The sequence below is a fragment of the Pseudonocardia sp. Ae505_Ps2 genome, assembly GCF_001932425.1.
Lineage (GTDB): Bacteria > Actinomycetota > Actinomycetes > Mycobacteriales > Pseudonocardiaceae > Pseudonocardia.
Genome location: NZ_MCIP01000001.1, coordinates 1631027 through 1653143 on the forward strand (window position 1 = coordinate 1631027; position 22117 = coordinate 1653143).

The window sequence follows — 22117 nt, forward strand, 5'->3', positions numbered from 1 at the left end:
TGGAGCGCGGGGAGCAGTCGGCTGCGTCCTCCGCTCCGCTCCCGGCGATCATGGTCAGGCGTCGAGGGGCTCCTCGGTCGCGATCGGCGTGGGCAGTCCGCGCGGCAGCGGCTTCGGCAGCGCGGCCAGCGGGTGGCGCAGCCACAGCAGCGGGTTCGAGCTGCCCGCCGACATGGCCTGCGTGCTGGCCGCGGAGCGCTGGGTCAGCCCGAGCACCATCGCGGCCTTCGCCAGCGGCGACGCCGCGTAGTACTGCAGGCCGGGCCCGACGCTCGGGGTGCGGCCCCAGCCGAGCACGGTGCGCAGCGCGTCCGGGTCGAGCAGGTGCTCGGCGCCGAGCTCGCGGCGGGCGAGCGCGGTCGCGGCGGCGTCGGCCTCCGCGGCGCCGGACTCCGGGCGGGCCCCGTCGGTGGGATCGACCGTGTGGAACTCCGGCCAGGTCGCGCGCAGCTCGTCCACCGCCGACGACGACTGGGCCCCGAACGTCAGCGGGTCACCCCACACCCCGGCGGGGGTGCCGACGGCGGCCGCGTACAGCACGGCCGTCGACAGCCGGTTCGACGAGACCCGGCTCGCGTTCCCGACCAGGTGCATGATCCGCAGCAGGAAGTGCGGGTCGTCGCGCCGCCCGGCGGTGACCAGGGTGTGCCCGGCGTCGCGCCAGGCGGTGGTGATCTCCGGGTCGGTCATGTCCTCGTGGTGCAGGCACACCGTCGACGGGCCGTCGACCCTCGCGACCTGACGAGCGAGGTCGGCGTGCGTGCCGGTCACGCGGACGAGCCGGGTGCCGTGGAACGGGACGAACACCGGCCCGAGCCGGTCCGACGGCGTCCAGCCCTGCGCGCGCAGCAGCGCCTCCAGGTAGAGCACCGGGGCACCGATCGGCGTGGTCTCGCGGTCCTCGTCGGCGGGGGACCAGCCGCGGCAGCCGTGCGACCACACCAGCAGCCGTCGCCGGCGGGGGTCGGTGCCGACCGTCGGGAAGTCCGCGAAGTGCGCGGCGACGGGGGAGACCGCGGTCCAGCCGTGCTGCAGCAGACCGGCGATGTGCCGGGGCCGGGACAGTCCGGCGTAGGCGGCGAGGACGGCCGAGTGGCCGTAGTAGTGGTTCTGGATGTCCATCGCCGTGCTCCGGGTCGTGGCTGGTGTCGTGGCCGGTGAGGCCGGGTGATCCTAGCCAGGGTGCGGCTCGCTACCGTCGGGCGCGTGCCCGTCGACGTGATGCTCCCCTTCTACGGCGACCCGGAGCTCCTGCGCCGCGCGGTCCGCAGCGTGCAGGCCCAGCGCCGCACCGACTGGCGGCTCACCGTCGTCGACGACGGCTACCCCGACGACTCGATCGGGCCCTGGTTCGCGGGCCTGGGCGACGACCGGATCCGGTACCGCCGCAACGCGACGCGGCTCGGCGCGCAGCCGAACAACCGGTACTGCATCGAGGCGGTCGAGCTGCCGTACTTCGTGATGATGGGCGCCGACGACCTGATGGAGCCCGACTACCTCGACACCGTCCTGGCGCTGCACGAGCGCTGGCCGGACGCCGCGGTGGTGCAGCCGGGCGTGGCCGTGATGGACGCCGACGACCGTCCGGTTCGCCCGCTCGCCGACCGGGTCAAGGCGCTGCTCGCGCCGTCCGGATCCGGCCCGCGGGCGGTCGGCGGCGAGGACCTTCTGATGAGCCTGCTGCGGGGGAACTGGCTGTACAACCCGTCGCTGTGCTGGCGGACCGACGCGGTGGCGCAGGTCGCGCTTCCGGAGTCCGCGGACGTGTTCGACCTGGCGCTGCCGGTCGTGGTGATCGCCGACGGCGGGACGATGGTCGTCGACGACCACGTCTGCTTCCGCTACCGGCGGCACCGCTCCAGCGACTCGGGATCGGGTGCGGTCGCCGGGAACCGGTTCGCCGAGGAGCGCCGCTACTTCGCGGCGGAGGCGGACCGGATGGAGGCCCGGGGTCTGCCCCGTGCCGCCCGTGCCGCCCGCGCGCACGTGTCGTCGCGGCTCAACGCCGCCGTCCAGCTGCCCGGGGCGGTGCTGCGCCGCGACGCCGCCGCGCTGCGTGCCCTGGCCGGGCACACCCTCGGCCTCAGCTGATGCCGAGGATCCGCTCCAGCCAGCGGGAGTAGCCGGGGTCGAGGCGGGCGTCGGTGACCGCGCGACCCTCGGCGAGGCGCCGGTCCAGCGCCGCCCTCACCTGCGGGGCGACGTCCGGCTTCGCGAACACGAGCTGGAAGTACTCGGGGCGCATCTGCGCGACGCCGACGAGCTCGCGGCCGGCGAGCACCCGTGTGAGGTCGGTGCGCCACGACCCCGGCGGCGGCACCGGCGAGGAGCTGGTGACCACCACGACCTGCGGGTCGTCGGCCAGCAGCACGTCGGTGGGGTTCGCGCCGTGCGCGATCCGTTCGTCGTTGAGTCCGATGTAGTCCGTGGTCCGCCAACCGGAGAAGTACGGCATCGCGCCGGCGTCGGACACCGCGAGGGTCCGCTCGCCGGCCGGGAGGTCGGTGTCGGCGAGGGCGAGCCCGATCGCGATGTGGGAGCGACGCAGGTCGTCGCCGTAGTTGACCATGGTCCGGGCGTCCGGGGCGAGGACGCCCGCCGCCGCCGTCCACACGACCCCGACCGCGGCGGCACCGGCCGCGACCCGCCGGACCTCGACGGTGTCCAGTGCCCACGCCGCGGCCAGGCAGAGCATCGGGAACCCGTGCCAGGCGAACCGGGACAGGTAGTCCATCGCGGGCGCCGACAGCGCCGGGATGATCCACAGCGCGGTGCAGCTCGCCAGCACCAGCGCGGCCGGGGCCGCGGTGCGCGGCCGCAGCAGTGCCGCGACGGCGAGCGCGAGCAGCGGGAGCAGGGTGGCCGCCGTCGTCTGGATCCAGCGGCCGTCGGTGGCGGCCTCCACCCCGACCTTCACGTAGAACGTGTTCGGCAGCAGGTGCCCGAAGTACGTCCATCGCGCGGCCAGGTAGACACCGCCGACCACCGCGGCGCCCGCTGTCGCGACCCACACCGACCGGTCGGTGCGCCGCACCCACAGGAGCACCGACAGGGCGGGCAGCACGCCGAGCACGCCGTCCGGGCGCAGCGTCCCCGCGAGCAGCAGCAGGGCCGGGATCTCCCAGCTCCGCACCGCCGCGTCCCGGTCGCGCAGCAGCCGGGCCGCCAGCACCGTCGCGCGCAGCACGACCAGTGCGAACGGCGCGGTCTCCAGGCCGGAGTCGACGTGCACCCAGGTCGGCAGGAACAGCACGAACGAGCCGGCCGCGAGCACCGCACCCGAGCGGGTCCGCGGCTCGGTGATTAGTACCCACACGATCGCCGCGGCACACGCGGCCGCGGTCAGCTTCGAGACCACCGGCAGCGGCACGCCGAGCCACACCCACGGTGCGTGCCACACCATCCAGGTGAAGTTCGTGAACCCCTCCACCGGGTCCTGGCCGGGGTTCCAGGTCGGGCCGGAGCCGTGCGCGAGTTTCGCGCTGTAGCGGTAGGTGATGTACGCGTCGTCGACGGTCACCGACCAGCACGCCCACACCCCGACCGCGAGCGCGACGATCGCGGCGGCCAGCAGCACCGGCCGGTCGGTCGGCCACCGGCGGGCGCGCGCGGCCGGGTCGCGGCGGCGCCCCGTCGGCCACCCCTCGGACGGGGTGTCCGCGGTGTCGCGGTCGTCGGTCGCGGTCGACATGTGCGCAATTCTCGCGCACCGACGAGATCGCGGCCTCAGGGCACCGCGGGGACGCCGGCCCGCACCAGCACCGCGTACGGGCCGACGTCGCGCCGCTGCCAGGCCGGGTCGTCGAACAGCTGCGGTGCGAACACCGCGGGGTCGGCACCCTGGCGGGGGTCGGGGAAGCGGTCCTGCGCCAGCGGCAGCCGCAGCGTCCCGTCGGCGGCCCGTTCCAGCACGAACACCGACGGCGCCCGCACCGGGCCGCGGTCCAGCGCGGCGAGCAGTCGGCCCGGGTCGGTCGCGGCCGCCCACCGGCGGAGCTCGTCGGTGCGGGCCGGGTAGTCGGCGAGCGGGTTCGCGTACTGCGGCTGCGAGGCCTGGAACGCGAAGTACGGCGTGTAGCTGAGCAGGGTCGCGTTCGCGCTCGCGACGACGACCTCCCGCGGCGGGCGACCGGTGAGACCGTCGATCGTGGTGCGCAGGTCCCCGAGCCAGGCGTTCGCGTCGGCCGGGTCCCGCGAGCCGTCGGGCCGCGTCCCGTCGGGGCGGTAGTCCTGTGCCGTCCCGGTCCACGCGTAGTCCTGCGGGACCGACTGCACCTGCCCGACGACGACCGCCGCGCCCAGCACGGTCACGACCGTCGCCGTGGCCCCCACCCGTGCCCCGCCCGCGCGCAGCCGCCCGACCACCTCGGCGACGGCCCACACCGCTCCGCAGGCCAGCGCCGCGGTCAGGATCGGCTGGATCCGGAAGGCCAGCAGCGTCGTCCCGGCGGCGAGCGCGACCGTCGAGAGCAGGTACCAGGCGTAGCCGCAGAGCGCGGTGACCGCCAGCGCCCTGGCCACCGTCGAGGTGCGGGCGCGGACCACGATCCACACCGTCCCGACCAGGCACAGCGCGCCGACGGGGGTCGCCTCCAGCATCGGCAGCGGCCACTGGGCGCCCGCCTCGGCGAGGAAGTGCTGGCCCGCGCTGTAGGTGGGCCTCCCGGACGAGGCGAGCACGTAGGGCAGCCAGTGCACCATGGCCGGTGGCAGCGCCGCGGCGAGGACCACCGCCACGGTCGTGCCGAGCCCGGCCGGGCCGGTCGTGCGGGTGACGAGGCCGTCCACCGCGAGCACGGCCAGGACGAATCCCGCGAAGGCCAGGATCTGGGTGTGGGTGACGGCGGCCAGGCCGAGTACGAGGCCGACCAGGAGTGCGGTGCGGACCCAGGCCCCGCGCCGCCGCACCAGCCGCAGCCCGAGCACGGCCAGCGGCGGGACGAGTGCCGCGGTCAGCCACGAGTACGGCGAGTACGCGGCCAGCGTCACGAACCCGGCCAGGGTGGTGGCGACGGCGGCCCCGACCGCCCGCGGCCGGGACGTCACCAGCGCCCACAACGCGTAGGTCAGCACGGCGGTGACCGCCAGCGTCGCGATCGAGTACGGCTTGTGGAACGCCCAGGCGTCGACGCCCAGCAGCGCCGCCGCCCGCCCCCCGAGCCAGAACCACGCGGCCGGGTAGTACGGCGGCATGTCCGCGTAGGCGAAGTCCGCGAGCCGCGCCGAGTCCGCGAACCGGGTCAGGAACGCGACCCGGAACTGCTGGTCGCCGCCGACCCCGAACAGGTAGTGCGGGGTGTTCGCCAGGAACAGCGTCAGCGGCACCGTGGGCAGTGCCGCCAGCCCCACCCACGCCAGCGGCGCGGCGACCAGCGGGGACCGGACCCACACCGCGGCCGCGAGCACCGCCGCGACGAGCGCCCCGCCGGTCGCGGTGAGCGCCAGGCCCACGTTCGACCCGGCCGGGACGGTGATCCGGTCGGCGACCAGCAGCCCGACGGCCACCACCCCGACGGCGACGACCGGGCCGACGACCAGGCCGGCCGCGGCGAGGAGCCGTCGCGCCACGGTCAGTGCTGCTTCTTCTTCACGGCGACGACGAGGAACGCCTTCGAGATCGCCCACAGCGGCGGGAACCGGCGCAGCGCCGCCACCCCGAGCGAGTACAGCCGGGATCCGCCGCCCTCGGCGAGGCTCACGTCGCCGGGCACGGTGAACCGCGCGTCGAGGTCGGGTCGCTGCGCGAGGAGCCGGCGCATCCGCAGGTAGCTCGGGGCGTAGCTGGCGTCGGTGTAGTCGCTGCCGCGTCCCGACCAGCGCAGGTAGCGGGTCGCCAGCGGCAGCGGCAGCCACGCGAGGAACGGCAGCGAGTAGTGCGCCTCGATCGGCCACCACCGGTTCGGCACCAGGATGTAGGCGACGCCGCCGGGCCGCAGGCAGGACGCGATCCGCTCCAGCGCGTCGGGCTGGTCGTCGAGGTGCTCCAGGACGTTGTCGAGCACGGCCACGTCGAAGGCCCCGGCGTCGTCGCCGTGGCCGAAGTCGCCGATGCCCTGGACACGGAACGTGAAGTTCTCGCGGCCGCCCTCGGCGGCCAGGCGGGTCGCCTCGGCGGCCAGAGCACCGTTCGGCTCGATGCCGACGACCTCCCGGCACAGGCCCGCGAGCTCGAGTGCGGTGTAGCCGTACCCGCAGCCGAGATCGACCACCCGTGCGTCACGGAACGGCACGTCGAGAGCGGGTTCGGTGGTGATGGCGATCTGCTTCGCGAAGCCGGTCGCGAGCCTGCGGCGCTCGACCATCCGCAGGGAGCGTTCGTACTCGGGGAGTTCGGTCACGTGGGCTCCGTCGAGGGCGTCGGGGGGTCACCCACCGTACGGGGACGGGGACGGGGCGTCGGGACCGGGCGGGGCGAACGCCTGGGCCTGCGGGGTGGCCGGCGCGCCCGGTGTGCAGGCCGTCAGCCGCCAGAGTTCCTGGCCTCCGCCCGTCGCGACGAGCTCGAACCCGGGCACCGGTGCGATGTCGTGCAGACCCGGGTACCAGCGGGCGCCGCCGTGGTTCGGCCAGAACGTGATCGGCCCCGTCAACAGCCAGTCGACGCCCAGGTCGGCGGCCGCCGTGCAGACGGCCGGGTCGGTCCCGACGTCGCGGAACCGCGTCGCCAGCAGTGTCTGCTCCGGGGTCCAGTTGCCGATGAGGTGCGGGAACAGGACCCGGCGGCCGGTCAGCGGGAACAGCAGTGCGTCGCCGGTGAACGGGTCCGCGGCCACGACGTCGTCGGGGCCGACGATCCGGCCGACCTCGTCGAGGAACTCGCGCTGCCCCGGTTCGAGGAGCGGGTCGGAGGGCTGCTGGTACGGCCCGGCCAGGACGTCGGCGTGCGTCGCCACCGACATCCCGCCGGTCGTGGCGACGACGACCGCGAGCAGCGCCGCCGCGAGCGCGGGCGCGACCACCCGGCGCCGCGCCAGGGTCGCGGTGCGCGGGATCCGCAGCAGCACGTGGCGCAGGACCGACGCGAGGGCGCACAGCCCGACCACGGCCAGCACGGCCCCGGTGACGGGCACCATCGCCGCCAGCCGGTAGGAGTCGTTGTACCAGGCACCGGTGAGGGCGGCGGAGGTCTTCCCGTCGTCGGCCGCGGCCAGCACGTAGAGCGCGCCGGAGGCGAGGTGCGCGGGTACCAGCCACGAGGTCGCGACGTGCCGCAGCGCGGCCACCGCGCCGACGACGACCAGCACCGACAGCACGACGAGCTCGGGACGGCCGTTGGGGGAGTTGAACAGCACCTGCCCGATCGCCGTCGGCACGTCGGTGAACGCGGGCCAGTCGAAGCTGCGGACCCCGGCGGTCAGCGGCGAGGCCGTCATGAACCACAGGACGGCGGCGACGATCCCGGCGACGCCGACCGCGGCCAGCACCGGCTGCCAGAACCGGCGGGTGAGCAGCCGTCGCCGGGCGAGCACGCCGATGCCCCACAGCACCGGGAAGAGGCCGAGCACCGCGAGGCTGAACAACGCGTTCGGGTGGGCGAGACCGAGCGCGGGGAGTGTCAGGACCAGGGTGAACGCCGCCCCGCCCGCGCCGATCACGCTGCGCTCGGCCACCCCGACGACGGCCAGCAGCAGCGTCAGGTACCCGGGCAGCAGCGCCACCCCGAGCAGGTTCGGCCACAGCACCCCGAACGACATGAGCGCCCACGGCAGCGCGGTGAACCCGGTCGCGAGCACCGGCGCGGCCAGCGCGGCACCGGACGAGGGGCCCATGACCTGACGGGTCAGCGCCGCCACGGACAGCGGGAACACCACCCCCGCCACGACCCAGGCCGTCAGGTTGGTCGCGACCGGGACCCCGCTGCCGGACAGCATCGCGACCAGCGACACCAGGTCGTGCCAGCCCGCCGGGTACAGCGCCACCGCCGACGACGGGTTCGTCAGCGACCCCAGCGTCAGCGACGACGCGTCGCCGGACTGCAGGATGTGGGCGACGGCGTTGTAGTGGAAGACGCCGTCGTAGGTCGAGGACAGGCCGTCCACCGGGCCGAAGCCGAGCACCACCGTCCACCACGCCAGCCCGGCCGCGACGACGACGCCCGCCGCGGCGGCGATCCCCGCCCGGCGGCCGTCGGCGCCCGCCCGCTGGGCCGAGGTCCGCCACACCTGGGGCATCGCGGCCGTCATCGGTTCGGGGCGCTTGGCGAACCGGCCCCTCGGGGTGCGGACGCGGTCCAGCGCGGCCCGGAGCCGCCGGCCCGGGGCCCACGACCGCAGCGCCGTCCGCCAGCCACGGTGCAGCGCGCTGCCGGGCGGGCGCCGGGCGACGAAGACCCGGAACAGACCGCCGAGCAGTGCGAGCACGACCGCGACGCCCAGCGGCACCCACGGCCCCCAGCGCACCCCGGCGAGGGTGCCCAGCACGGCCGTGGACGAGATCACCGCGGTCGACACGACCGGTGCGAGACCCCATGCCGTGACGCCCCGGACCCCGCACGCCCGCAGCACGAGCAGACCGGGCCCGACCACCCAGAACACCGCGACGAGCGCGGTGGGCAGCGCGGACAGCCAGGTGGGTCCGGCCATCGAGGTCGCGGCTCCTCTCCCGGCGCCGGTCCCGGAGCCGTCGACGACCCACCGGACCCGATTCCCGGCGCTGGCCGGTCTCGGAGACTACCGGCGGCCGTGCGGCCCTGCCGGTCCCGTGCCCGACCGGGTGATCAGGAGCCGACGACCCGGCCGGCGTCGCAGGCGGTGATGCGCCAGAGCGCGTTGTCGCCGTCGCGGGCGAGCAGCTCGAACCCGTCGGCGTCGGCGAGGTCGTCGAGGCCGGGCCACTGCAGCGCCAGCGGGTCCGGCTGCCAGAACGTCGGCGGCGCCGTGATCACGTACCCGGTCCCGGTCTCGGCGACGGCCGCGCACACCGCGGGGTCGTTCGACGCGTCGCGCAGCCGCTCGGCGATGACCTGCTGGTCCGGCGACCACACCCCGGTGAGGTGCGGGAACAGCACCTGCCGGTCGGTGAGCGGCCACAGCATCGCGGTACCGGCCCACGGGTTCTGCGCCACCACCGCGTCCGAGGGCAGCAGCTCACCCGCCTCGCGCAGGAACTGCGCCTGCTCCGGGCCGACCAGTACCTCCTCCGGCGTCTGGTAGATCGCGGCGAGCGAGTCGACGTGCGAGCGCTGGTAGAGTCCACCCGAGGTGACGACGACCGCGATCACGCCGATCGCGACGAGCACCGCGGCCCGCGGCCGGGGCAGCCCGGCGACGGCGGGTGCGGCCCGGGTGAGGCGGTCGCGGACCAGGCAGGCGAGGCTCCGGGCCAGCGAGCACAGCGCGACCAGTCCGAGCGCGGCGAGCGGGGCCGCGGTGACCGGGACGAGCGCCGCGATCCGGGGCGAGTCGTTGTACCAGACCCCGGTCCACACCGAGGACCACGTGGTGGCGCCGACGACGTAGAGCGTGCAGACCATCAGGTGCGCCGGGACCAGCCAGGACGTCCGGGCCCGGCGCAGCGCCCACACCGCGCCGGCCACCGTGAGCACCGCGATCGACCAGGCCGGGGCGTTGTCCTCGGGGCTGTGCAGCACCGCGTTCCACACGGCGTCGGTGACCGAGAACTCCGGTTCCCAGTAGTAGCCGCGGATCCCGTCGAGGGCGGGGGAGGCGAACATGAACCAGCCGACGCCGCCGAGCGCGGCGAGTACGACCGGCACCGCCGTGGCCGCGCGCACGGTCGGCCACGTGCCGCCGCGCAGCCCGCGGCGCACCGCGCCCACGAGTCCCCACAGGATCGGCGGCACCGCGACGACCACCGCGCCGAACAACGCGTTCGGGTGGGCGAACCCCAGCGCGACGATGGCGGCCACCGCCGGGAACCAGCGCGCCACCCGCCCCGGGGGGAACGGGCCCGGCCGGGCGGGGGACACTGGGTCCGGCCCGACTCCCGGACGCGCGGCGAGCGCCGTCGCCGCCAGCGCGGCCGGGACCAGCGAGACGCCCAGCAGGTTCGGCCACAGCGCGCCGTAGGTGACCAGCGTCCACGGGAACGCGACGAAGCCGAGCGCCAGCACCGGGGCGGCGAGCGCCGCACCGGCCGAGCGCCCGACGAGCGTCCGCACGAGGAACAGCATCGACAGCGGCCAGACCAGCAGCGTGGTGACCAGCGCGACCACGTTCGACGCGACGACGATCTCGCCGGGGCCGGGGGCCAGCGGCGCCACCAGCGAGACGACGTCGTGCCAGGCCGCGGGGTAGAAGCCGGGGGAGTTGACCAGGCCGCCGACGGTGAGCGACGAGGCGTCGTGCGTCCCGAGGATCCGGGCGACGGCGTTGTAGTGGAAGTTCGCGTCGAACGTCTGCGACAGCGCGTCGGGCCGGGCCATCCCGCGGACGGCCGCGCTGAACCCCAGCGCGCCGGCGGTCACCACCCCGGTCAGTGCCGCGAGCCCGGTCCAGCGCCGGTCGGGTCCACCGCGGAGCAGCGTCCGGACCGACTCCGCCGCCGCGGCCCGCACCACGGTGGGTCGCGGCAGCAGCGGGAGGCCGAGCACCAGCCGTCGCACACCGACCACGAGCAGCGCGAACGCCGCCGCCGCGATGGCCGGGGCGGCCCCGCTCCAGGGCACGCCCAGCATGCTCGCGCCGACCGCGGAACCGGCGATCACGCCGACCGACAGCATCGGGGCCGCGCCCCAGGCGGCGATCCCGCGCAGACCGGCGGCGAGGCCGACCACCAGGCCCGGGAGCGTGACCCAGGCGGCGGCCAGGACCACCAGGGGGATGGCGGACGACCAGCTCACGCCATCTTCTCCTCGGGCCACGACGGTGCCGGATACGTCCGCTTCTCCGACCTGCCTGCGAGGGTACCGAAGCCGCCGGGTGCCCCGGATCACGCCTGCCCTACCCTTGATGGCCGTGAGCGTCGACAGTGCCGACCTGAACGGTTACGACCTGAGCAGCTACGACCTGATCGTCGTCGGGTCCGGGTTCTTCGGACTCACGGTGGCCGAGCGGGTCGCCGAGGGCCTCGGCAAGCGCGTCCTGGTCCTGGAGCGCCGGAACCACATCGGGGGCAACGCCTACTCCGAGGCCGAGCCGGAGACCGGCATCGAGATCCACCGGTACGGCGCGCACCTGTTCCACACCTCGAACGAGCGCGTGTGGGCCTACGTCAACCGGTTCACGAGCTTCACGAACTACCAGCACCGCGTGTTCGCCCGGGTCGGCGAGCAGGTCTACGCGTTCCCGATGAACCTCGCGCTGATCAACCAGTTCTTCGGGAAGGCGCACACCCCGGACCAGGCGCGCGCGCTGATCGCCGAGCAGTCCTCCGAGGTCGAGACCGGGCAGGCGACGAACCTGGAGGAGAAGGCGATCTCGCTGGTCGGCCGCCCGCTCTACGAGGCCTTCGTCAAGGGGTACACCGCCAAGCAGTGGCAGACCGACCCCACCGAGCTGGACGCCTCGATCATCACCCGGCTCCCGGTCCGCTACACCTACGACAACCGGTACTTCAACGACACCCACGAGGGACTGCCGACCGACGGCTACACCGCGTGGCTGGAGCGGATGGCGGCGCACGACAACATCGACGTCGTCCTCGACACCGACTTCTTCGCGGTGCGCGAGCAGCTGCCCGCCGACGTCCCGGTCGTCTACACCGGCCCGCTGGACCGCTACTTCGACCACGCCGAGGGCGAGCTCGGCTGGCGCACCCTGGACTTCGAGATGTCGGTCGAGCCGACCGGCGACTTCCAGGGCACCTCGGTGATCAACTACAACGACGCCGAGGTCCCCTTCACCCGCATCCTCGAGTTCCGGCACATGCACCCGGAGCGGGACTACCCGAAGGACAAGACGGTGATCGTGCGCGAGTACTCGCGCTTCGCCGAGTCCGGGGACGAGCCGTACTACCCGATCAACACCCCCGACGACCGGGCGAAGCTGGAGCGCTACCGCGAGCTGGCGCGCAAGGAGACCGCGAACCGGAACGTGCTGTTCGGCGGGCGGCTCGGGACCTACAAGTACCTCGACATGCACATGGCCATCGGATCGGCGCTGACGATGTACGAGAACCGGCTCGTCCCGCACTTCACCGAGGGACGCCCGCTGGCGGGCACCGACTCGGAGGACTGATCGCCCGGCCGGGTGGCCCGGGGGTCATCGGCAGCTGTCCGCCTCCGGGCACGGTGTCCGCTGACTGACGGCCGCCGGGGGCGGGTCGGCCCCCAGTGCCGTGAGGTCGTCGAGCAGGTCGGCGCGGGCGAGGGCCAGCGCGTCGAGCCGGTGCCGGCGGCCCGGGACCCGTTCGTCCAGCAGGATCTCGAGCCGCTCGGTCTCGACCGCGTGCAGCCGTCGCCGGATCCGGGCTTCCCGGTCGTCGTCCGACGCGGCGGTCCCGGTCGGTGTCGTCGTGCTCCGTCGCCACCATCGCATTCGTCTACTAAACCGGTTAACCTTACGGATCACAAGAGGCCGCGGCCCTCCTGGTGAATCGGGAAGTGAACCGCTTCACCTCATGGGACCCGTCCGGGTCGGGCGGACCGCACGCGGGAGACTGGTCGGGTGGGCAGGAACGAGACGGGGGCCGGCCGGGTCACGCTGGCAACGATCGCCGAGGCGCTCGGTGTCTCCCGGGCGACGGTGTCGAACGCCTACAACCGGCCGGACAGGCTCAGTGCCCAGCTGCGGGCACAGGTGCTCCGCACCGCCCACGAGCTGGGCTACGCCGGGCCGGACCCGGTCGCGGCGACCCTCGCGCGGGGGCGGATCGCGGCGATCGGCGTCGTCCTGGAGGACCCGATGTCGTTCACCTTCGCCGACCCCGCGGCCTCCCTGTTGCTGCAGGGCATCAGCGAGGTCTGCGGGCAGCAGGACTCCGCGCTGGTCCTGATCCCCGGCCCGAGCGGGCCGATCGCGCGGGTCGCCCTGGTGGACGGGGTCATCTGCTACTGCGACCTGCCCGACGGGGCCGCGCTGGAGACGATCCGGGAACGCAGGCTCCCGTTCGTCGTCGTGGACGGCCCCACGCACGACGGCGCCGGGCACGTGGGCATCGACGACCGGACCGCGGCCCGGGCCGCCGCACGTCACCTGCTTGACCTCGGGCACCGCCGGTTCGGCGTCGTCGCCATGCCGATGCACCCCGACGGGTGGGAGGGTCGGCCGTCGCCCGAGCGGGAGGCCACCGCCCACTTCCTGGGCACCCGTCGACGGCTGGCCGGGTACCGGGACGCGCTCGCCGAGGCCGGCCTCGGTCACGACGCGGCGGTCGTGGAGGAGCGGGCCCCCTACGGCCGGGACGCGGGCCGGCGGGCCGCCCACGCGCTGCTCGCGCGCGACCCCCGGCCGACCGCGGTGCTGGCGATGAGCGACGAGCTCGCCCTCGGAGTGCTCGACGCGGCCCTGTCGCTCGGGCTGGACGTGCCGGGGGACCTGTCGGTGGTCGGTTTCGACGACGTCCCGGGCGCGGCCCTCGCGCGGCCGGCACTGACGACCGTCCGGCAGCCGCACCGGGAGAAGGGCCGGGCGGCCGCGTCGATGCTGCTGCCGGGCCCCGTCCGGAAGGACCCCGTGGTCCTGCCCACCGACCTGGTGGTCCGGGGCTCGACCGGGCCCCGCCGGCCCTGAGCGTTCACCGGTGGTGTCCGGGACGGGAGCCCGGTGTCCACCCCAGCTCCGCCGACACCGCCGCGGCGGCGGCCGCGGTCGCCCGGCCCACCTCGTCGAACCGGCCGTCCAGGCGCGTGACCGGCCCGGACACGTTGAGTGCGGCGACCACCCGGCCGCGGAAGTCGCGCACCGGTGCCGACACCCCGGCCACGCCCGGCTCGAACTCCTCGTGCGACTCGGCCCAGCCGTGCTCGGCGGCCTCCCGGATCGCGCGCCACAGCTGCGGGACCGTCCGCACCCGCGAGCGCGGGTAGTCCGGCACCAGGTCCTCGACGGCGCCGAAGCGTACGAACAGCTCGTCGGGGGTGGCGTCGGAGAGCAGCACCCGGCCCGCCGAGGTGCACGGCAGCGGCGCGCGCCTGCCCTCCCAGCCGGTCGTGCGGAACGAGTGCCCGGACACCGTCCGCGCCGTCAGCAGCGCGTCGTCGCGCAGCACGCACAGGTGCACGGTCTCCTCGGTCGCGGCGGCCAGCCGGTGCATCACCGGTTCGGCGACGGCCGTCAGCCGGCTGTCCGTCCCCCGCGCGGCCAGGGAGAACAGCCGCCATCCCAGCCGGTAGACGAGCGTGTCCTCGTCCCGCTCGACCAGTCCCGCGTCGGCGAGGGCCCGCAGCGCGCGCGAGACCTGGCTCTTCTCCCGCCCGGTCAGCCGGGCGACGGCGGTGACGCCCAGCCCGTCGGTGCGCACGGCCTCGTCCGACGCCAGTGCCTCCAGCAGCGCGACGTCGCGGCCGAGCCCGTAGCCGTTGTGCACCCCGGCCACGCTAGTACCGGTTGCCCTGAGCGCAACGATGATCTCGATTCCCGGCCGGACCTGGCGCGGCCGCGCGGCCGTCGGAGATTCTGCGCTCAACCGGCTCGGGGCGCACCGCCCCCGATCGCGCCCCGAGCCGGAACCAGCTCCCGACACGATCCCGAACCTGATGAAGATCACCGACATCACGCTGGACCGGGTTCGGCTCCCGCTGGACCCGCCGCTGCGCGCCGCCTGGGACCCCGATCCCCGCACCGTGTTCGACGCGACGATCGTCCGCGTCCACACCGACGACGGCGTCGTCGGCATCGGTTCCGGCGACACGATGGACGGCTTCGACGCCTACCGGCACCTCTTCGTCGGCACCGACCCGCTCGCGATCGCCCGGCACGTCCGCGCGATCGAGACCTGCGCGCTGCACGGCGGTCACTACTGGCCACTGGAGGCGGCGCTGTGGGACCTCGCGGGCAAGGTCGCGGGCCTGCCCGTCGCGACCCTGTTCGGCGGCACGTACGAGGCCGTCCCCGCCTACGCGTCGTTCTGCGTGCTGCGCCCGCCCGCCGAGCGCGCCGAGGTGGCGCACCGGGTCGCCGAGGAGGGATTCCGCGCGGTCAAGATCCGGGTCGACCGGGACCGCGCCGACGAGGGCGTCGCCGCCGTCGCCGCGGTGCGGGAGGCGCTCGGCACGGATTTCGCGATCATGGTGGACCTCAACCAGGCGTGGCGGATGGCCGGCGACGTCGCCCCCGCCACCGACCTCGCCGCGACCCGGCGCCTCGTCCGGCGGCTCGCCGAGCTGGACGTGTTCTGGGTCGAGGAGCCCCTGCCCTACGCCGACGCCGACGGCATGCGCACCCTGCGCGCCGACAACCCGGGACTGCGGATCGCGGCGGGGGAGATGCAGCGCTCGTTCGGCGAGCTGCTGCGCCTGCTCGACGGCGACGCGCTCGACGTGTACCAGCCCGACGTCGTCCTGGCGGCCGGGATGAGCCGGGTCCGCACGCTGGCCGAGCTCGCGTTGCTGCGCCACCGCGCGTTCACCCCGCACAGCTGGACCAACGGGATCGGCGTGCTCGCGAACCTGCACGTCAGCGCCGGCGTCGGCGGCGGACCGTACTTCGAGTTCCCCTACGACCCGCCGGACTGGACACCGGCGCGTCGCGACTTCCCACTGGCGCAGCCCCTGACCGTCGGCGACGACGGCATGCTGGCGGTCCCGAGCACCCCCGGCCTCGGGTTCACCCTCGACGAGGAGGCGATCGCACGGTGGCGGGTCCGGTGAACGGGTTCACGGTCGAGGCGACCTGCGCCCTGGAGTTCGGTCCCGGCGCGGTCGCCCGGGTCCCCGCGCTGGTCGACGGCCTCGGCGGAGCGGCGGCGTTCGTCGTCACCGACGCGGGGCTGCGCGCCACCGGCATCGTCGACCGGGTCGTCGGCGACCTCACCGCGGCCGGGCTGCGGACCGAGGTGTTCGACGGCATCGGCCCCAACCCGTCGACGACGGCCGTCGAGCACGGCGCGACGACGCTGCGCGCGTTCGGCTCCTGCGTGGTCGTCGCGATCGGCGGCGGCTCGGTGCTCGACGCGGCCAAGGGCATCGCGCTGCTCGCCACCCACCACGGCGCCCGCGCCACCGACGACCTGTGGTCCTCCCCGACCTCCGGGCTGCCGCTGGTCGCGGTCCCCACCACGGCCGGGACGGGCGCGGAGACCAACGGGTTCGGCGTCGTCGAGGACACCTGCGCCAAGCGGAAGGTCTACCTGGGCCACGCCTCGGTCCGGCCCCGCGTCGCCGTCCTCGACCCGGAGCTGACCGTCGGCCTGCCACCCGCGGCGACGGCCGCGACCGGCTTCGACGCGCTCGTCCACGGCGTCGAGTCGCTCGCCTCCCGCGGCGCCAACCCGGTCTCCGACGCCGCCGCGGCGCAGGCCGTCGCGCTGGTGGGCCGGTGGCTGCCCGTCGCCGTCGACGACGGCACCGACTTGGAGGCCCGCGCGCAGCTGCTGCTCGGCGCGCACCTGGCGGGCCAGGCGCTGACCGTCTCCGGGCTCGGTCTGGTCCACGGCATCGCGCACGCGGTCACCGCGCACACGGGCACCCCGCACGGGATCGCGCTCGCGTCGGTGAACGAGCAGGTCATGCGCTGGAGCGCCGACGCCGCGGCGCAGGCGTACTCCCGGGCCGGAGCCGCGCTGGGGACCGGCGACGCCGTGGCCGGGATCGCCGCGCTCGTCGAGGGCATCGGTGTCCGGCGCCCGCTCCACGAGCTCGGCGTGGACCGGGAGCTGCTGCCGGTGCTGGCGGCCGCCGCCGTCGTGGACCCGGTGACGGCCAACGCGCCGCGGACACCGACCGAGGACGACGTGCGGGAGATCCTCGACGCGGCCTGGTGACTCAGAGCCGCGCCGCCACCGACCGGAGCAACCGGGCCACCCGCGCCCGGCCGCCCACCGCCCGGCTGCCGTGGACGAACCCGAACCGCGCACCGCGGGAGCGCAGCACGGCGGCGGCCTCCGCGCGCAGGGCCGGTCCGTCCATGTCGCCGGTCCGGCACGGTCGGTGACCCGGACGATCCACACCGCTCACCCGCCGCGCCCGCCCGCCTCCCGGCTCCCGCACCGTGCGCGGCTACGCTCGCGCACGACTCCACCCGGACCCGGGCGGACCGGCAGCGCCGCCGCCCGGGACCCCAGCGCCCCCGCGACGACAGAGGCAGCTCCTGCGATGACCACGACGGACCAGCGAGGTCAGGTGTCCCCCACCACCCCGGCCACGACCAGCGGCGAGACGCTGCTGCAGCGGGTGGTCCTGCCCAGGCCCGCCGACCCCACCGCCGTCCGCGCGCTCTACCTCGACGAGCGCCCCGGCACCACGCTCACCCCGGTCGAGCCGCTCGCCGACGAGCGCGCGCGTCCGCTCTCGCTGACCGTGTCGACCATCGGCGGCCGCCGCACCCGCATCCTCGACCGCACCGGCGCCACCGTCCCCGCGGCCACCGAGGTCTCCTTCGGCGCCTACTTCAACGCCTTCGCCGCGGGCTACTGGCGGGCCTGGTCGACGCTCACCAGCATCGAGCTGCGGCTGGACCTGGAGGGCTCGGGCCGCGTCGACGTGTACCGGACCAAGGCCGACGGGTCGCAGATCGTCGTCGCGGGTGAGGTCGTCGAGGGCCGTCGCCGGGTCACCCTCGAGCTGGACCTGCGCCCCTTCGAGGACGGCGGCTGGTACTGGTTCGACCTGTCCACCGACGACGCCGACCTCACCCTGCACGGCGGCGGCTGGCACGCCCCGCACGACGCGCCGGGGCGCGCGGCCGTCGTCGTCGGGATGCCGACGTTCAACCGGCCCGCCGACTGCGTCGCCACCCTCACCGCGCTCGGTTCCGACCCGCAGGTGCGGGACGCGATCACCGCGGTGATCCTCCCGGACCAGGGCACCCGCAAGGTCCGCGACGAGGCCGGCTACGAGCAGGCCGCGGCCGCGCTCGGGGACCGGCTGCGGATCATCGACCAGCCCAACCTGGGCGGCTCCGGCGGCTACGCCCGGATCATGTACGAGGTCCTGCACGGCACCGGCCCGCACGCGGGCGGGATCGACTGCGAGCAGATCCTCTACATGGACGACGACATCCTGCTGGAGCCCGAGTCGGTGCTGCGCGCGATCGCGTTCAGCCGGTTCGCCCGCGAGCCGATGCTCGTCGGCGGGCAGATGCTGTCGCTGCAGGCGCGCTCGCAGCTGTCCACGATGGGCGAGGTCGTCGACCGCAACCAGTTCCTGTGGCGCCCCGCCCCGGAGACCGAGGCCCACCACGACCTCGCCGCCCGCACCCTGCGCCAGACCCGCTGGCTGCACCGCCGCGTCGACGTCGACTACAACGCCTGGTGGATGTGCCTGATCCCGCGCCGCGCCGCGGAGCAGCTGGGCCTGCCGCTGCCGCTGTTCATCAAGTGGGACGACGCCGAGTACGGCCTGCGCGCCCGCGCCGCCGGCTTCCGCACCGCGACCGTCCCGGGCGTCGCGATCTGGCACATGTCCTTCATCGAGAAGGACGACTCCTCGGACTGGCAGGCCTACTTCCACTACCGCAACCGGCTCGTCGCCGCGGCCCTGCACGGCCCCGACGACCCGCGCGCGATGCTGAAGGAGACCTTCAAGCGCACCCTGCGCCACCTGATGCTCATGGAGTACTCGGCGGTCGCGCTGCAGATCAAGGGCTTCACCGACTTTCTCGCGGGCCCCGAGGCGCTGTTCCCGAAGCTGCCCGTGGTGCTCGACGAGATCCGGGCCCTGCGCGCGCAGTACGACGACGGCCGCCCGCTCGAGTCCGCCACCGAGGTGCCGCCGGCCGAGCTCGACGCGCTCGGCGCGCAGCTGTTCCCGAAGCCCCCGGTGGGCCGGGCGAAGGCCGCGGTCGGTCTCGCCCGCGGGGTGCTGCGCAACCTGCGCACCCCGGACCCGGCGCTGCGCGAGCGCCCGCAGCGCAACGTGCCGTGGCGCAACGCCCAGTGGTTCGTGCTGGCCGGCCTGGACTCCGCGACGGTGTCCACCCCGGACGGCCGCGGGGTCACCTTCCGCCGTCGTGACCCGGCGATGTTCAAGGAGATGGTCGCGGAGTCGTTCCGGCTGCACCGCGCCGTCGCCGCGGACTGGGAGGGCCTGCGCGCCCGTTACCGGGCGGCGGCGCCCGTGCTGACCGGCAAGGACGGTTGGAAGCAGATCTTCGAGTGAGCCCCGCCCGCCGGGGGCCGCTGCTGCTCCTGCTCGGCGTCGTCACCTGTCTGCTCGGCCTCGCCGCCGCGCTCGCCCCGGTCGACGCCGAGGACCCGGTCGTCACCTGGCCCCGGGCCGGCCAGGCACCGGAGAGCACGGTGCTGCCGCTCGCGCCGTACCGGCCGCTGGAGTTCTCCGCGACCGTCCCGTGCGCCGCGGCGGCCGCTCTCGGCGAGGGCGACGTGCTGCGGACGATGCCCGCCGCGCAGGAGAACCCGGTGACGGCGCCGGGCTTCGTCGCGAGCGTGTCCGGCGGGACGCTCACGCTGCGCACCGGCGACCGGGTGCTCGCCACCGCACCCGCCGCGTCGGGCTGTGTGTTCGAGGTGACCTCCGCCGACGGCGGCACCGTCGTCACCCGCGACGGGGCGGTCCTCGCCGAGCGCCTCGACGTCGCCCCGCCGCAGGTCGCCGAGCTCGCCACCGACGTCACCGGGCCCGCCGCGGCCGGGCTCGCGGTCACCCTGTACACCGATGCGCGCTACGCGTCGTCGCCGTCGCCGCTGAAGGTGGCGCTGCTGGTCGCGCACCTGCTCGCCCTGGCCGCCACCCTCGCCGTCGCCGTGCGGACCTGGACCGGCACCCGCCGGGTGTTCGACGCGCCGGTCCGCCCGGGGGTCGCCGACCTCGTCGTGCTCGTCGTGAGCTGCGCCTGGGCGGTGCTCGGGCCGCTCAACATCGACGACTCCTGGTACGCGCTGATGGCCCGCCAGGGTGCGGAGACCGGGACGATCGGCAACGCGATCTACCAGTTCGACGTCACCGAGGCACCGTTCACGACCAGCCAGTACCTGCTGCAGTGGTGGGGGTCGCTGGTCGGCTGGGGCCTCGGACCGCTGCGCGTGGTGCCGGTCGTGCTGGGCCTGCTGACCTGGGTGCTGCTGCGGTACACCCTCGCCGCGCTCGCGGGTCGGGTCGGGGTCCGGCCCGGGGTGGTCGCCGCGCTCGCCGTCGCGCACCTGGCCTGGTTCCTGCCCTACGGCATCTCCCTGCGCCCCGAGCCCGCCGGGACCGCGGCCGCCGCCGGGGTGCTGCTGCTCGTCGCCGCCGCCTGCCGCACCGGGGCGGTCGGGCTGCTGGCGCCGGCCGTCGTCGTCGCGGTGGTGGGGATGACGACCGCGCCGACCGCGCTGGTCGCCGCGGTGCCGTTGCTGCTCGCGCTGCCGCTGGTGTGGTGGCACCTCGTGCACGCGCGGTGGGCGACCCGGCTCGCGACGGTCGCTGTCGCGTTCGCCGCCGCGAGCGCCGTCGTACCGCTCGGGCTGGCCGACCAGAGCCTCGCCGACGTGCGCGAGTCCGTCGCCGTGCACCGCTGGTACTACTTCCAGTACCAGTGGTACTCCGAGTTCGTCCACTACGCGAACCTGCTCGGCCCCGACGACCAGGGCACCTGGGGGCGACGCCTGCCGGTCCTGCTGACCGTCGCCGTCCTCGCGCTGGGCGCGGTGCGGCTCGCGACGCGGCGCGGCACCGGCGGCCCGCTCGGCCGGGCACTCGGGTTCGCGCTCGCGGCGACCGCGCTCGGCCTCGTCGCCGTCGCGGTCAGCCCGACCAAGTGGGTGAACCACTTCGGTGCCGTCGCCGCACCCGCGACGCTGCTGCTCGGCATCGCGCTCGCCCGCGGCCCGCTGCCGCGCCACGCCCCGCTCCGGCTCGTCGCGGTGGGGACGGCCGTGCTCGGCGTCGTCGCCGCGGTGGTCTACGCCGGGCCGAACCTGTGGCGCCCGTTCTCCGACTGGGGCCAGCCCTTCGGCAACCACTCGGTCCTCGCCGCGCCGATCAACCAGCAGGTCCTGGCCCCGCACCTCGGGCCGCTGTACCTGCGCAGCCCGCTGCTGTGGCTGCTCGTGGCCGCCGCCGCGCTGTGGTGGGCCGGGCGGCGGGGGCGGACTCCCCGGCCGGACCGGGCGGTGCTGCGCGTCGCCACGGCGGGCGGCGTCGCGCTGATGCTCGTCGTGTTCGGCGTGGCTCCGGTGCAACAGGCCCCCGGCGCGTCGGTGGCCTCGATGAACCTGGCCATGCTGACCGGCGACGGCTGCGGGCTGGCCGACGCACTGGCCGTCACCGTCCCCGACGAGGCGACGTCCCCGCCCCCGCCCCCGAGCGCGCCGCCCCGCCTCACCGGGGTGATGCGGGAGGGCCCGCCGCCCGACCGGCCGTCGATCCCCGGCCCCGTCTGGCACACCGAGGACGCCGGCACCGGCACCCTCGACGCCGGCTGGTTCGCCGTCCCGGCCGGGACCACGCGGCTGCTCCTGCCGCTGACCGGGGACCTGCGGAGCGACCAGAGCGTCCGGATCGACACCGGCGCGGGCGCGGTCACGGTCGACCTGCCCGGGGAGAAGCTCGGCGACTGGCGGGACGTGGCGGTCGACCTGCCCGGCCCGGCCGACCGGGTCCGGCTCGTCGTCGACGACCGGACGGACGGTCCGGACACCTGGCTCGCCGTCGGCGCCCCGCTGCCCGCCCGCGAGCTGCCCGCCCGCGCGGTGCTCGGCGACGCCCCGGTGTTCGCCGACCAGGCCTCGGCGGTGCTGTGGCCCTGCCAGGACCAGATCGCGGTACGCCACGGCATCGCGCAGGCCCCGCAGTGGCGGCTGCGCACCGGCGACAATCTGGAGGGCGCGACCGAGTCCACCGCGTTCTTCGCGGCGAACGGCGGGACGCTCGCCGGCATCGACCGCACCGCGACCTTCGACGAGCTGCCCTCGCGGCTCGACCCGCCGGCCGGGCGCGCCATGTTCGCGCCGGCGCACGTCGAGCGGGTGCGCTACGAGCACCCGACCGACGGCTACGACCTCACCGTGGGCACCCAGCGGCGGTGGGGGTGGGAGCGGCTGCCGACCCTGGCCACCCGCGACTACACCGGCCGGGACTTCCTGGGCTGAGCGGCGCACGCCCGTCCGTCGCCGGTGTCCA

16 protein-coding genes are annotated in these 22117 nt (G+C 75.3%); 7 read left to right on the forward strand and 9 right to left on the reverse strand.

Features of this window, described 5'->3' with window-relative positions; translation table 11 throughout:
• Positions 1-54 precede the first annotated feature (54 nt).
• A complete protein-coding gene (locus Ae505Ps2_RS07675) occupies positions 55-1122 on the reverse strand; it encodes a hypothetical protein (RefSeq protein ID WP_075309151.1) in 1068 nt (355 codons plus the stop codon).
• An 84-nt stretch (positions 1123-1206) separates the two neighbouring features.
• On the opposite strand from Ae505Ps2_RS07675, the gene Ae505Ps2_RS07680 reads away from it, so the two are divergent.
• On the forward strand, positions 1207-2091 hold the full coding sequence (locus Ae505Ps2_RS07680) for a glycosyltransferase family A protein (protein ID WP_075553528.1): 885 nt from the start codon (positions 1207-1209) through the stop codon (positions 2089-2091).
• On the opposite strand, the gene Ae505Ps2_RS07685 is transcribed toward Ae505Ps2_RS07680, so the two are convergent.
• The 5 genes from Ae505Ps2_RS07685 to Ae505Ps2_RS07705 all read right to left on the reverse strand — a co-directional run bounded on the left by Ae505Ps2_RS07685 (position 2084) and on the right by Ae505Ps2_RS07705 (position 10801).
• Complete coding sequence (locus Ae505Ps2_RS07685) at positions 2084-3691, reverse strand: hypothetical protein (RefSeq protein ID WP_075309147.1); 1608 nt, start codon at positions 3689-3691, stop codon at positions 2084-2086. The genes Ae505Ps2_RS07680 and Ae505Ps2_RS07685 overlap by 8 nt on opposite strands.
• A 35-nt stretch (positions 3692-3726) precedes the next feature.
• Positions 3727-5568, reverse strand: a complete 1842-nt coding sequence (locus Ae505Ps2_RS07690; protein WP_170917017.1) for an arabinofuranosyltransferase — start codon at positions 5566-5568, stop codon at positions 3727-3729.
• 2 nt (positions 5569-5570) lie between these two features.
• Positions 5571-6338: a class I SAM-dependent methyltransferase gene (locus tag Ae505Ps2_RS31820; RefSeq protein ID WP_075309145.1), complete on the reverse strand. Its 768-nt coding sequence runs from the start codon at positions 6336-6338 to the stop codon at positions 5571-5573.
• 27 nt (positions 6339-6365) lie between these two features.
• On the reverse strand, positions 6366-8582 hold the full coding sequence (locus Ae505Ps2_RS07700) for a DUF6541 family protein (RefSeq protein ID WP_075309143.1): 2217 nt from the start codon (positions 8580-8582) through the stop codon (positions 6366-6368).
• A 134-nt stretch (positions 8583-8716) separates the two neighbouring features.
• Positions 8717-10801 (reverse strand): DUF6541 family protein, encoded by a 2085-nt coding sequence (locus tag Ae505Ps2_RS07705; protein WP_075553529.1) that lies wholly within the window; start codon positions 10799-10801, stop codon positions 8717-8719.
• Between the two features lie 109 nt (positions 10802-10910).
• On the opposite strand from Ae505Ps2_RS07705, the gene glf reads away from it, so the two are divergent.
• On the forward strand, positions 10911-12137 hold the full coding sequence (glf, locus tag Ae505Ps2_RS07710; RefSeq protein WP_020624452.1) for a UDP-galactopyranose mutase: 1227 nt from the start codon (positions 10911-10913) through the stop codon (positions 12135-12137).
• Between the two features lie 24 nt (positions 12138-12161).
• Here glf and Ae505Ps2_RS07715 read toward each other — a convergent pair whose 3' ends face one another.
• Positions 12162-12437 (reverse strand): hypothetical protein, encoded by a 276-nt coding sequence (locus Ae505Ps2_RS07715; RefSeq protein WP_075309139.1) that lies wholly within the window; start codon positions 12435-12437, stop codon positions 12162-12164.
• Between the two features lie 129 nt (positions 12438-12566).
• Between Ae505Ps2_RS07715 and Ae505Ps2_RS07720 the strand changes: the two genes are divergently transcribed.
• Complete coding sequence (locus Ae505Ps2_RS07720; RefSeq protein WP_075309137.1) at positions 12567-13631, forward strand: LacI family DNA-binding transcriptional regulator; 1065 nt, start codon at positions 12567-12569, stop codon at positions 13629-13631.
• 4 nt (positions 13632-13635) lie between these two features.
• Here the strand turns inward: Ae505Ps2_RS07720 and Ae505Ps2_RS07725 are convergent, their stop codons facing one another.
• Positions 13636-14427 (reverse strand): IclR family transcriptional regulator, encoded by a 792-nt coding sequence (locus Ae505Ps2_RS07725; protein ID WP_233147697.1) that lies wholly within the window; start codon positions 14425-14427, stop codon positions 13636-13638.
• A gap of 169 nt (positions 14428-14596) precedes the next feature.
• Between Ae505Ps2_RS07725 and Ae505Ps2_RS07730 the strand changes: the two genes are divergently transcribed.
• Positions 14597-15709 (forward strand): mandelate racemase/muconate lactonizing enzyme family protein, encoded by a 1113-nt coding sequence (locus Ae505Ps2_RS07730; RefSeq protein WP_075309133.1) that lies wholly within the window; start codon positions 14597-14599, stop codon positions 15707-15709.
• Entirely contained in the window at positions 15694-16821 is a 1128-nt protein-coding gene (locus Ae505Ps2_RS07735; protein WP_233147698.1) for an iron-containing alcohol dehydrogenase, read from the forward strand. The genes Ae505Ps2_RS07730 and Ae505Ps2_RS07735 overlap by 16 nt, the downstream gene beginning before the upstream one ends.
• A gap of 1 nt (position 16822) precedes the next feature.
• On the opposite strand, the gene Ae505Ps2_RS31825 is transcribed toward Ae505Ps2_RS07735, so the two are convergent.
• Complete coding sequence (locus tag Ae505Ps2_RS31825; RefSeq protein ID WP_158071553.1) at positions 16823-16966, reverse strand: hypothetical protein; 144 nt, start codon at positions 16964-16966, stop codon at positions 16823-16825.
• A gap of 186 nt (positions 16967-17152) precedes the next feature.
• Between Ae505Ps2_RS31825 and Ae505Ps2_RS07740 the strand changes: the two genes are divergently transcribed.
• Positions 17153-19156, forward strand: a complete 2004-nt coding sequence (locus tag Ae505Ps2_RS07740; protein WP_075309131.1) for a glycosyltransferase — start codon at positions 17153-17155, stop codon at positions 19154-19156.
• Positions 19153-22086, forward strand: a complete 2934-nt coding sequence (locus Ae505Ps2_RS07745) for an arabinosyltransferase domain-containing protein (protein WP_075553530.1) — start codon at positions 19153-19155, stop codon at positions 22084-22086. The genes Ae505Ps2_RS07740 and Ae505Ps2_RS07745 overlap by 4 nt, the downstream gene beginning before the upstream one ends.
• Positions 22087-22117 lie beyond the last annotated feature (31 nt).